Origin of the sequence: Shewanella inventionis (assembly GCF_019931735.1) — a bacterium.
Lineage (GTDB): Bacteria > Pseudomonadota > Gammaproteobacteria > Enterobacterales > Shewanellaceae > Shewanella > Shewanella inventionis.
Genome location: NZ_CP082926.1, coordinates 192,031 through 205,116 on the forward strand (window position 1 = coordinate 192,031; position 13,086 = coordinate 205,116).

General features: G+C 39.2%; 10 protein-coding genes. 6 read left to right on the forward strand and 4 right to left on the reverse strand.

All coding sequences use genetic code 11. The features are described from left to right. Nucleotides 1-324: 324 nt before the first annotated feature. From cas6f to K8B83_RS00970, 4 genes are read right to left on the reverse strand one after another with little or no spacing between them, the layout of a single operon-like run. Nucleotides 325-945 (reverse strand): type I-F CRISPR-associated endoribonuclease Cas6/Csy4, encoded by a 621-nt coding sequence (gene cas6f, locus K8B83_RS00955; protein ID WP_223418956.1) that lies wholly within the window; start codon nt 943-945, stop codon nt 325-327. Beyond that, on the reverse strand, nt 938-1,987 hold the full coding sequence (gene csy3 / locus K8B83_RS00960; protein ID WP_223418957.1) for a type I-F CRISPR-associated protein Csy3: 1,050 nt from the start codon (nt 1,985-1,987) through the stop codon (nt 938-940). The genes cas6f and csy3 overlap by 8 nt, the downstream gene beginning before the upstream one ends. A 9-nt stretch (nt 1,988-1,996) precedes the next feature. After that, nucleotides 1,997-4,093 (reverse strand): type I-F CRISPR-associated protein Csy2, encoded by a 2,097-nt coding sequence (locus K8B83_RS00965; protein ID WP_223418959.1) that lies wholly within the window; start codon nt 4,091-4,093, stop codon nt 1,997-1,999. After that, the gene (locus K8B83_RS00970) at nt 4,087-5,313 is read right to left on the reverse strand and encodes a TniQ family protein (protein ID WP_223418961.1); all 1,227 of its coding nucleotides are present in this window, start codon (nt 5,311-5,313) and stop codon (nt 4,087-4,089) included. Before K8B83_RS00970 ends, K8B83_RS00965 begins: the two co-directional genes overlap by 7 nt. Nucleotides 5,314-5,707: 394 nt before the next feature. On the opposite strand from K8B83_RS00970, the gene K8B83_RS00975 reads away from it, so the two are divergent. From K8B83_RS00975 to K8B83_RS01000, 6 genes are read left to right on the forward strand one after another with little or no spacing between them, the layout of a single operon-like run. Beyond that, nucleotides 5,708-7,174, forward strand: a complete 1,467-nt coding sequence (locus K8B83_RS00975) for a class I SAM-dependent DNA methyltransferase (protein WP_223418962.1) — start codon at nt 5,708-5,710, stop codon at nt 7,172-7,174. After that, nucleotides 7,171-8,358, forward strand: coding sequence for a restriction endonuclease subunit S (locus tag K8B83_RS00980; protein ID WP_263283568.1), 1,188 nt, complete (start codon nt 7,171-7,173; stop codon nt 8,356-8,358). Before K8B83_RS00975 ends, K8B83_RS00980 begins: the two co-directional genes overlap by 4 nt. A gap of 47 nt (nt 8,359-8,405) precedes the next feature. Continuing rightward, nucleotides 8,406-10,961 carry an EcoAI/FtnUII family type I restriction enzme subunit R gene (gene hsdR, locus K8B83_RS00985; RefSeq protein ID WP_223418964.1) on the forward strand — a complete coding sequence of 852 codons (2,556 nt, stop codon included), beginning with the start codon at nt 8,406-8,408 and terminating at the stop codon, nt 10,959-10,961. Between the two features lie 34 nt (nt 10,962-10,995). Next, nucleotides 10,996-12,117: an ATP-binding protein gene (locus tag K8B83_RS00990; RefSeq protein WP_223418966.1), complete on the forward strand. Its 1,122-nt coding sequence runs from the start codon at nt 10,996-10,998 to the stop codon at nt 12,115-12,117. A gap of 1 nt (nt 12,118) precedes the next feature. Further along, nucleotides 12,119-12,439, forward strand: a complete 321-nt coding sequence (locus tag K8B83_RS00995) for an STAS-like domain-containing protein (protein WP_223418968.1) — start codon at nt 12,119-12,121, stop codon at nt 12,437-12,439. Nucleotides 12,440-12,452: 13 nt separating this feature from the next. Then, entirely contained in the window at nt 12,453-13,085 is a 633-nt protein-coding gene (locus K8B83_RS01000; protein ID WP_223418970.1) for a hypothetical protein, read from the forward strand. Nucleotide 13,086 lies beyond the last annotated feature (1 nt).

Sequence of the window (13,086 nt, forward strand, 5' to 3'; positions counted from 1 at the left end):
TATTCGGCAGAGACCGCATTAACCTATACATCATATCGATTGTTTTTATTTTCAGCTGCCTATTCGGCAGGTCACGTTAGTCTCACCGAGGGAGGAAAGCCAGCTAAATTTTCAGCTGCCTATTCGGCAGGTCACACTTGCCGCGAGTCGAGCCAAGTGATTATGTCATTTTCAGCTGCCTATTCGGCAGGTCACAATAAACTTACCAAATAAAATGCTACAAGATCAACCACTAAATATCCAAATAGAATAATGACCATTTAATTTTCGAGATGGGAAATATGCATAAAAATCATATAGTAAAAATAATTTAAAAATAAAGGGTTAAACATTATCTGTTAAAAATGATAAATCCGGTACGGTCCCACTAACTAACTTATTAGTGGCAAAGCCATAACTATTAAATAATGGTTCATATTGTTTCTCACCCACAACCTTCTGAATATGCAATATATAATCTTGCTTGGTACTTTGACTAGTCATTGCAATTCGATGAAAAACATCAAGCTCTCTTGGCTCAGTATTTTTACTAGGTTCGAAGATCTCACCTCTCGCTATTGCCCGTTTTTCCAAACGTTTTAATCGTCGCCTTGCTTCGCCAATAAACATCTTAGCGATTGCTTGGTTTCGCTTAAATCTAACTTCAGGACAGTCAACTGGAACAGTTTCAACCTCACTCACTTTAAAATAACCACAATCTTGCATGTCTTGAAAGTAGGACTGTTGTTTAAGCTCATTTAATATTGATGTATCACTGTGAACAAACGCAACAGCATTACCAATTGATGTTTCAGACCAAGCCGGAAAACTCACGCCTAAACCCGCTATGTCATGCTTACTGACATAACCATGTAAAACAGAAATACACCGGCCAGTAAGTAACTCAAGATTGGCTTCTTTAGGTAAAAAACGAATCATAAAATAATATCGCTGTGCGTTACTCACCTTTTTTTACCTCTGCTTTTTTCTGAAACATACCGCCTTTAATCAATACAGCAAATAAGTAATAAATATCAGGGTTTATGGCCTGAAAATCATGTGCATCAAGCTGATTTAATTCTTCTAGATAATGTTCCGCATTAATAAAAATTGAATAAAAATTTAATGCCGTATTGGGCATTCGTCTAGCAATATTATTCTCTTTGTCTGCACCATACTCATGTACTCTCAATCGTTTCGAATCGCCCCACCAATCATCAATTAACTGTAACGCGGCTCCAATTTTTACTGAGTTAAAACTAACAGCGTACCGTCCATCCAAACATTTAACTTTTGAAAAGTTTTTGGTCACATCAACTTTGTCTGCTTTCATATTAAATACTTGGCTAGGAAAGATTTCTTGGCAAAACGATGTGCTAATTTTAGCGGTAATATCAGCACTCCAATAAATCGTCGGATCAGTCAAAGCATTTGAAAGTTCAATGCTTAATTGCTCCAGAGTCTTCAAGTCATTGTCGTTCCAGCGACTTTCCCAGGCTAGTTGGCGAGTATTTTCTACTTGATATGTATTACCAAGACTCGTTTTAATCAAGATATGAGTATCACCAGAATTTTGATTTCGCCATAACCATGTGCCAAGCATCAGATTTTTACAGTATCGTGTAGCAAGCTCTTTATACCCACCACAAGCATTAAATTGTTTAGACAATAACCTTAAAAGCACAATGACATCATCGTTGTTACATGCATTTGGGGTCAAAGAGTTCGCTTGGACACGTAATGAAAAGCGGCAATAAATATGCTCCACATTTGGGGGAACATAACACTCTTCAATAGTTATAGGATTACAATGAGCAAGATCTTGCGGGGCCACATTTTTAGGTTCAAAACTTATATTAAAACCTTCTGTAAAACCCGCTTTTTGACCACGAATACGTGTAATATCAGCCTCTAGAGGAATAAAGTCTGACTCAGGTGTTTTGTAAAAAAATACGGCTTTACCTGGGTGTAGTGAACGCTCATACTTTAAAAAATTACTCAACTCCATTGCCATTCCTTAGATTCTTTTCATTAACAAGAATTGCTCTTTAGCCTCAAGGAACCAAAAAGCTCGCCTGTAAAAATTCAGTTGACCTTGTAACCTTATATCAATAGCAGAATCACATGATGCAAGTCCAATTACAGGTTCGCCGTAGCTATGTAATGAAGCGATAGAACCCGCTCTTGATTTAGGTTTCTCGAGTAATATATAGCCAGCCATAACAGAACAAAGTGAAGCATTGTTCTCTAATAGTACTGTTAATTCTCTAACACTATTAATAGAGTGTTTTGTTGGCATAACCCACTTACCATAGGCAGGAAAGCGACTTAAGATTGAATAAAGTAAGTCTTCATTTTCATATAGCTTACACCATTCATAATCTGCATTAACTGAGGGACCATGCATTGTTCCTCCGGCAAAGCGAGAAGGAAAACAAGCCTTCAATTTAGTAGTACTGTTATCCAGTTTCGCTAAATCATCTTCATAACCATCAATATGAATAACAAGGTCAAAAACTAAGTCACCATTTCTCTTATCTATAATACCAGGGCGGCGAAATTCACTCTCTTTGCGCCCTTGCATTGCAAATTCAGGTAATTGGGTGCCTTTTACATAATCAAACTCACGAATGAACCATGCAAAAGAAGTAAGTCGGATCGTGGTGCCTAACATTGCATTTAACTTGCGTTGATAGTTATGCATCATCCCCCAAACAGCGGTAAGTGATGGCAAGCCGAAGCAATAAGGATTTGATAACAACTGAGCGTCATAAACGCTTATATTTTTAAGGTGCAAGTATCGCTGCAATTTTTTAGCATCAACGACTTCAGCAGGACCTCTGGATAATTGCTTTAAAATCCAGAGTAATTGATTTTTTAAGGGCTTCATCAAATCTGGATGGTATGCATATTTTCTGGTTTTATTCGAATTTGATAACATAAAATTCAAATGACTAAACAACAGTGGTAAAAGACTTTCCCAATCTGAGTCTGGGTGATTTAAAAGTTGCCACTCAATACCATCTTGATTCAACAAACCAGCTTTAATATCAACATCATGTTCTTCTACTGCTTTGCGTCCCTCAATTAGCGGTGCTAACCATGCGCTCAGCGAATGTCTAACTTGCTTTAAACTGGCTACTTTTGCTTGCCTTCGCTGTTTGACTGCAAGTTCGGCGTAATTATCAACAAGCTTATCCAATGCATTGGGAAATTCATTTCTAAGTAAGGCGTATTGATCGAATAAGCTCTGACCATGCTCTAATCTAGTCAGCATAGACTCATGAAAATTTGATTTATTGTCTGATATTTTCGGTGGATAATTTAAACACCTTACCTTGCCTCCTAGGCCTGCCACTAATTCACTAACCGCCCCAGGGCGGTTGTAGTTTAAATGCGTATAACGCCCTTCTCGCCGAGAGGCAGCTTGTTGAAGTTCTACTTGCAATCCATGGCTAACAACAGGTGTGATAGAAGTATAGCTATCGTGATATGGCATCAAGACTTGAGTTGAGTATTTATCAACATAGGAAGGTAGCTCACTCTGCGGTAGTCTTAGTTGAACTTGGGCACTAATTACATTCAGCGACTTAGCTGAAACACCTAACGCTTTAAATGCCGACAACCACTCTTTAGGTATCCCACCACAAAAAATATTGGCAAGGCAAACTAATCGGCCTTGCCAATAAAAGTAACACACAAATAATTTAGCGAGATTTATTTTAGCGCTATTGTTCGACCAACCTAAGGTTGGGCTACAGTCTGCACTGCTTAACACTTGTCGTTGAGGCACTATAGGCTTAGCTATTAACCGCTGCTTACTCACACGGATATCAGGATATTTTAAGTTGTGTGTATGAAACCACTCAACTTGCTTAATGCATTCATTGAGATGGTACTCATCTTTTAGCGTTGCTTTGGCATGCTTTTTATCTAGTACGTCTTTCACTGCTTTTTTAGGGAAGGTCAAGTTTACTAGAATGATCAGCGCTTCTTTTTCACAGCCTGTCACATCGACACTGTCAGTAAATGAGCTAAAACCACGCCTTATCGCTTCTGTCCGCTCATCAAGCTCTTTAATTTGTAACAACTCACTTAAATGCTTAATTACCATGCTGATACGTACATCCTTTGGTCTGATGAACCAAAGCTATTTTTATATTCAACAACCTGTCTTAAATAAAAAATAGCCGCTTGAGGATCTATTCGATACTTCATTTTATGTCTAAACGAGCTGCTTAATACCCCGTCCTGATACAAACGATAAATTTGTTCATGGGTTGTTCCCAAAATCACAGCAGCTTCACTAATACTCACCAGCATATCGGCAACATTAGGCTTTTTCGATTTAGGATGCGCAGCAACTAAACGACTTAAAAATTCCAACACTGTTTTCCGAATAAAGTGAGTTTCTTTTTCATCACGGTAGATATGCGGCAGGCCCATAATTAACTCTCCATAAATAAACCGAAAGGAAGTGCGGTTAAACAAATCAATCAACTTATTATCAGCATTCAAAGTCATAAGATTTAATTCTTCGAATACATTTTGAGGCCAAGCTTTAAAGTAAGTTACTGCGGCATTAAACGGAAAATCCTCATGTTTAACATACCTCCGCTGAAACCAAACCAAGCTAGCAAAACGTTGAGATATTGATACTGACTTAAATAATGAGTTTTCATCCTCCTTATCGCTCATCAATTTAGTCGCTAATTCTACTTCATCATTACTGGCAGGCTTTACACACCCTTTTGCTAATTCAAAACCACAAACACAGTGGCTAATCGACTCATTTTCAATGTAGTTAATGGGAATTGAGCATTCAGGACACTGATGCAACAGCTGACATTTATGCTTTGCACATGCCTCTATGGGGGTTAAATGCCATATCTGCCGAATATAAGGTTCATCAGATAAGCAATGGGGGCAAACCGGTATCGCATCAGTTCCCATAGTGGAGTGATAACGAATAAAACTCAGTGGAATATCAACGCCATTTTTGTGTACAGCAGATAAGCCAATGACGGTTCGGTCTGACTTTAACAAAGCCAATTTTTGAATTTCAAATTGCGGCAAGCCAAGCAAAGACTCAAGTAAACCTAATGCTCGCATTCTAAAGTGGCTGTTATGTTTGGCGTGATAAACATTAAGGCGTTTTAAATCGATAGGAAAAGCACCATGGGCTTCAAAATCAAGCTCATGTAGCTCTTCACGTATAGCTAGGCTGAGTTGCTGATATGAATCAAAAAAGTTCTCGGCCACTACCCGTAGCAAGTAACTTTCGAGCGACTCATCATTAAAAGCACGGGATTTAGGTGAAAATAGAAAAGCCATACCATACCAAAACTAAGGAAGTCTTAGCTTAACTTATAAGCCTTTATCTAAAATTACAAGAAACAATTATGTTACATCGATAGCATTGGAAGTATAGCAATCATCAAAAATACAATAGGCGTGTAATAATCGATTCAAAACATACTTAAGTACTATGAAATAGTGGCAATAAATCCTTTGAAAAACTTGACCAAAAACCATCACTTACTGCAAATTAGTTGGTAAGATGAATCCTATTATTGTTAAGTGCCAGTTTGAAGCACTAAACACCCTAAATCATCGCTTTATTTACCCATTTTAATCTCTTTTATAAAGCGCAAGGGCAAACCATATTTCACTAGCTCAAAGCCAAATCTTGCTGCTAGTACCATATTGCAATAGGTATAAATTACATATGTTTGAACAAACATTTAAAAACATCGATGACATTTTTCATAAAGACGCAGGTTGTTCTAGCGAGCTCGATTACACCGAGCAATCATCATGGATGTTGTTTCTTAAATACCTTGATGACTTAGAGTATGCAAAATCACTTGAAGCACAGCTAATGGGCCAAGAGTATCAATACATCATCGATGAGGACCATCGCTGGAGTAAATGGGCTGCGCCAAAAGACGCTGAAGGCAATTTTGACCACAACAATGCCCTAACCGGTGATGACCTAATGGATTACGTCGACGGTGAGCTATTCCCTTATCTAAAAGGCTTTAAGCAACGCGCAGAAAGCCCTAACACCATTGAATATAAAATTGGTGAAATTTTTGGTGAGATTAAAAACAAAATTCAAAGTGGTTATTCATTACGTGATGCATTAGAAAAAGTCGACCAACTAAGTTTCCGTTCACAAGATGCCACTCATGAGCTGTCACACCTGTACGAATCAAAAATTAAAAATATGGGTAATGCTGGCCGAAATGGCGGCGAATACTACACCCCAAGGCCACTTATTCGCGCCATGATTGACGTAGTAAAGCCACAAATAGGTGAAACCATTTACGATGGTGCAGCGGGTTCGGCAGGTTTTTTATGTGAAGCCTTTGATTATTTGCGCCAAGGCGGCCGTGAGACAAAGCAACTTTCAACCAGTGATTTAAAGATACTGCAAGAAAGCACCTTCTACGCCAAAGAGAAAAAGTCACTGGCTTATGTTATCGCCATCATGAACATGATTTTGCATGGCATCGAGGCGCCCAACGTATTGCACACCAATACCTTGGGCGAAAACTTGGCAGACATACAACCTAGCAACCAGCACGATATTATATTAGCTAACCCACCATTCGGCGGCAAAGAGCGCCCTGAGGTACAGCAAAACTTCCCGATTAAAACCGGTGAAACTGCCTTCTTGTTTTTACAACACTTTATTAAAACCCTAAAGCCAGGTGGTCGCGCAGCTATTGTTATCAAAAATACGTTTTTAAGCAACACAGACAATGCCGCCATCGCTCTACGTAAAGAACTATTAGAAAACTGCAACTTACATACGGTACTAGACTGCCCAGCTAAAACCTTTTTAGGTGCTGGGGTTAAAACCGTCGTGTTGTTTTTTACCAAAGGCGAGCCGACTCAAAACACTTGGTTCTACCAACTCGACACAGGGCGTAGTCTTGGCAAAACCAACCCACTTAACGATAATGACTTGAAAGAATTTATCGAGCTGCAAGCTGCATTTAAAGATTCGGATAAATCTTGGTCATTAGATGTGTCCAAACTCGATCCTACAACCTGGGATCTGTCGGTTAAAAACCCCAATGTGGAACAAGAAGCCTCACTACGCTCCCCCCAAACGATTATTGAAGAGATCATTACTCTGGATAAAGAGAGTGAAGTAATTCTGGCTAAAATTCAGGAATTGCTATGATGAAAATCGCAGACTTTTGTAAAACGGCTGCAGGTGGAACTCCACTAAAAAATAATAAGTTATTTTACACTGAAGGTAATATACCTTGGTTGTTGAGCGGTGAAGTCGGCCAAAAGAATATTACAGAAACAAAGAATTTTATTACACAGGCTGGGCTTGATGGGTCATCTGCTAAGATATTCCCTGTAAACTCCATACTTATTGCGATGTATGGTGCTACGGCGGGTGAAGTTGGAATTCTTCGTTGTAATGCATCAACAAATCAAGCTGTATGTGCGATTTACCCAAATGAAAAAGTAATACCTGAATATTTGTACTACTTCTTCCTTAATCACAAAGAACTGTTGGTTGCACAAGCGGTTGGAAATGCCCAGCCAAATATATCGCAACAAAAAATTAAAAATACAGAGATAGAACTTCCACTTATTTCTGAACAAAAGCGCATCGTTGCCATTCTCGATCAAGCCTTTGCTGAAATTGAACAAGCTTTCGCCAAGACAGAACAAAACCTTGAAAATGTCCGAGAATTGTTTGAAAGCTATTTGCAGCAGGTATTTACAGCAGGTATTAATGAAGGAAAAGTAAGTCGATTAGAAGACCTATGTACTTTTAGCAGCGGTAGTACTCCATCGAAAAAAAATGATCTCTATTGGGGTGGTAACATACCTTGGATGTCTGGTCGTGATATGAAATCGACTCAACTGTTTAACTCATTTCTGCATATTTCTCAATTAGCAATAGATGAGTCAACAACTCGTATCGCTCCTAAAGGGACAATTTTGATACTAGTTCGAGGTATGGGATTAGCGCATGGAGCTCAGGTGTCGGAGCTCATGGTTCCTAGTGCATTTAATCAGGATATAAAAGGAATTACCCCAAACTCCAATATTGTTTCTAGATATCTTGTTTTTGCACTTCGTCATAGAATAAATTTTGGCGATAACATTCTAAGTAGTGCTGCCCACGGAACACTTAAAATTAATATGGACGAGTTAAAAAACGTCGTTATTCCTGTTCCGCTCAAAGCTCAGCAAGAGCATCTTGTAAGTCAATTTGATATTTTAATTGAAAAGATAAATTGCCTTGAGTCTATTTATCAAAGAAAACTCGCAAACTTAAACGAGCTAAAAAAATCAATCTTACAAAAAGCCTTTGCAGGCGAATTAAGTAAGAGTATTGCTTAACTAGTAAGTTGTTAATAATGGAAATTAGCCAATAAGGATGTATAGCTATGGCGATGAATGAAGCCGATACAAGAGCCAACTTGATTGACCCCAAGCTAGTTAAGGCTGGCTGGGGTGAAGTTGATGCGAGCTTCATTCGCCGTGAGGTAAGCATTACTCAAGGTCGCATTATTGGTGGCGGTAAACGTGCAGCAAGTTTAAGTAGCGACTATGTGTTGGAATACCGTGGCCGCAAACTGGCCGCCATTGAAGCGAAAAAAGAACAGTTAAGCTATACCGAAGGCGTGCGCCAAGCAAAAGACTATGCCGAGCGATTACAATGCCGCATTGCTTATGCCACCAATGGCCGTGAGATATATCAAATCGATATGGCCAGCGGTGTAGAAGAGCTCGTAGAGCGCTTTTTAAGCCCTGATGAGCTATGGACTCTGGCCTTTGATCCTGCATTTAGTACCGATGCTAACGCAACCGAGCCAAACTACACTCCTATTTGGCGTGAACGCTTTGCGCAAATTCCTTTTGAGTGTAAAGGCGATTGGCAACCACGTTATTATCAAGAAAACGCCATCAACAATGCCTTAGAAGCCATTGCCCAAGGGAAACCTAAGGTATTGTTAACCTTAGCGACCGGTACAGGTAAAACCTGTATTGCCTTTCAAATTGCATGGAAGTTATTTCAAAGCCGTTGGAGCTTACCAGCGCAAAAGCACCCTAGCGCAGCAAAGAAACGTCCACGGATATTATTTTTAGCCGACCGCAATGTGTTGGCTAACCAAGCCTTTAACGATTTTGGTGCTTTTGGTGACGATGCGCTGGTACGCATGACACCTGCAGATATTCGTAAGCGTGGCGGTGTACCTAAAAATGCCTCTATCTTTTTTACCATCTTCCACACATTTATGAGTGGACCAAATAAAGAGATTGAAGAAAAAGAAGACGGTGAAATAGCCCAAGACGACGATGCTTATTACAAGCACTACCCAGCTGACTTTTTTGACCTAGTTATCATTGATGAGTGTCACCGCGGTGGTGCGAATGATGAAAGCTCATGGCGCGACATTCTTAAGCATTTCTCACTTGCTGTTCAACTCGGATTAACGGCCACGCCTAAGCGTACCGACAATACCAACACTTACGCTTACTTTGGCGATGCGGTTTACAGCTACACCCTCAAACAAGGCATTAACGATGGCTTTTTAACCCCGTTTAAGGTGTACCCCATTGTCGGCACTATGGATGAATACGTTTATACCCCTGGGGATGGTGTTGTTATACAAGGTGATCCAGAGCCTGGTAAGCTTTATAGAGAAGGCGACTTTAACCGTATTATTACCATTCCAGTGCGCGAGCAAAAACGTGTGCATTACTGGATGGATAAATTTAATCCAAAAGAAAAGACCATTGTGTTTTGCGCCACACAAGAACACGCAGGCAAAGTGCGCGATGAAATTAATCAATACGCTAGGCAAAAAGGCTGGACGACCAATACAAATTACTGTGTTCGCATCACGGCTAATGACGGTAAAGACGGTGAGAAAGATTTAGAAATATTCAAGGATAACGAGAAAACCATCCCGACGATTTTAACGACGTCACGCAAACTGTCTACCGGTGTTGATGCTCGTAATGTGCGCAATATTGTGTTAATGCGACCTTGTAATAACATGATTGAGTTTAAGCAGATTATTGGTCGTGGCACTCGGCTGTATGATGGTAAGGACTTCTTTACCATCTACGACTTTGTAAAAGCCCATCATAATTTTGCTGATCCTGAATGGGACGGCGAACCTGAACCAACAGAACCTTGTGAAACGTGTAATGAAAGCCCTTGTGTTTGCCAACCAGAACCTTGTTCAATTTGTGGTTTTACACCTTGTAACTGCCCTGACGAGCCATGTGCTGAGTGCGGCAACGAGCCCTGCACTTGCGAGCAACCACCATGTACCAAATGCGGCTTAAGCCCTTGCATCTGTCAGCAAGAACCCTGTGGTGAATGCGGTAACCAACCATGTACTTGCGGCGGCACTGAAAAAATAGTGATTAAACTGTCTGACGGCAAAGCGCGCCAAATATTACATATTTCATCCGTAATGTACTGGCATGGTGGTAAACCTGTTACCGGTAAAGAACTGGTTGAGAGCTTATTTGGCGATATGCCGCAGTTCTTCAAAGATGAAGATCATTTACGTGCGATATGGAGTAATCCAGATACCCGCGAACAACTACTGTTAAACCTCGCAGAAGCCGGTTACGACCACGAAAAGCTTGAAGGGATGAAAGACCTCATCGATGCTAAACAAAGCGATGTATACGATGTACTGAAGTATGTCGCGTTTGCCACTGAGGTCCACACAAGACAGGAGCGAGCCAACAACGCTAGACCCGCTATCGTGCAGTCGTTTGGGGATTATAAACAACAAGAGTTCATCAACTTCATCTTAAGCAAATACATTGAAGATGGTGAGGATGAGCTTTCACCCAAAAAGATGCGCAGCTTGTTAGACTTAAAGTACAACAACATCAATGACGCCATCGCAGAGCTAGGTACACCTTTAATTATTAGAGATACCTTTATTGGATTTCAGAAACATTTGTATGATTGAAATATGGATAGTTTATATTTAAACAAGGATTAGAATGAAAATCATAAAAAAGATACACACTAATGGCTACAGAAAAAAAACACAGAGAAATCTAGTTAGCAAACTAAAGCGGATGAGATTTAATGCACGCAATGAAAGCTGGGAAATTCAAGAACTTAAGAGCTTATGCGTATTATATAAAAAACACATAAAAGCAAAAAGCAACCTAGCTAAATCGTTAATTAAAAATGGTAGAAAAGTTATTTTACCGGCTCCTGTATCAATTGACTATTATCAAGCGCCAAACTATCGCACAACAAATTTATTTCTGTCTAATATTACAGACTGCATTGTTAGAGCTAAACGGAGAGTTTTCATTGACTTTTCTGCTACTGAGCTTATTTCTGCAGCCGCAATGTTATCTTTTCTAGCTCAAATAGAGACTCTAGTATCAATGAAACATGTTCAAGGAAATACCCCGATATCATTCTCACATCCAAAATCAAAGAAAGTTAAGAGCATCCTAAATCAAGTTGGTTTTTACAATTTACTAAACAAACCTGTTGGAAAAGTAGAAGAGTTTGAAGACGTTAATTTTTGGCACCACACATCAGGTCTTTGTGCCGATCCAAGTAAAGCAAGACCTATGTTGGACGCTATATCCCATGAGATAAAGACAGAATACTCAAAAAAACTATACCGTGGATTTATAGAAGCGATGGCAAATTCTGTTGAACACGCTTATCCTACCAGTGGGTCTTGTAATAAATGGTGGACATTCGCAGGAGTCAAAGATGAAACACTTATTGTTGTTATATGCGACAAAGGAGTCGGTATACCAGAGACATTACCTCATACCCAGCCTGCATCAATTCTAAGTGCGCTTCTCTTAAAATTTAATGCAAACTTTAACCAAGTGAAAGATTCTGCATACATTCAGGCTGCAACTTCACTACAGAAATCATCGACTCACAAAAAGCATAGAGGAAAGGGATTGCAAGATGTCATGTCAGTTATAAGATCAACTGGAACAGGTTATCTATCAATTTTTTCAAATAAAGGTAGATACAAATACATGGGAGAAAAAAAAGCCTTAAAAGAATCCATAAATGATTACACAACTTCTGTAAATGGTACAATTATCGAATGGAGCATTCCTTTGGTAGTGGAGCGATAAAATGAAAACAATTTATATTAAAGATAGGTTCCCATGCCCAGGCCCTCGCTATAAGCGTTTAGGCAATGCTTCTGGCGAAGATTTTAGAGAATGGTTAATTCGTGAATTAAATCATTCCTCATCTTTAACTGTAAATTTAGATGGTACAGTCGGATACGGCTCATCTTTTTTAGAAGAGTCATTTGGAGGTCTTATTAGGGAAGGTATCGCCCCTCATATCGTAAAAAGTATTGTCATCATTTCAGAGGAAGAACCTGATCTCATTGATGAAATTGCAGGCTATATTGAAGATGCTATTATCGAGATATCTGAAAGCGAATAATACAAGGACGACTATGAGCAATCAGCATGAAGCTAAAGAGAACACTGAACTGAAGAATCAACAAATTTCAGGAAATAGCTCAAATATTGAACTTCACAAGGCGATATACACCAGCAGCAATATTACTGAGAAATCGCTTAAAAAAAATGATTCTAATAACGAATCCATCCAAGAAAATATAGTACCTGCCTCAAATTTTAATTTCGTAGAGACACCTCAAATAATAACATGGACAATGTTAATTATAGGTTGGGTGATCACTCTTACCTTGTATAAAAAAAATAAAAAAAACTCTGCAAACCAGAAGCTTAATGATTACCATGACGGATATATTAAAGAGCTTCGAGAGCTTCTCTTTGCTATAGAGGAAAATTCGATTGGATATTGGACTTCGAGCCCAGATGATAAAGATCAGATTATTTTACTTAGATTTCAACGCGAGATAAAAGAATTGACGTCTAAAGCTAGAGAGATTGAAAGAGTAAAAGGTGTAGCATATCAAGCAAAATTGTTCACTAAACTCAGACAGTACGTGACATTAGATAATGATGAGCGGCCACTAAAACACAATTCAAGTAGAATAAATGAATTAAGGACCATAGTTTCAGAGATATCTAGAAGCTATACAAGAAAAAGCCAATGTTAAT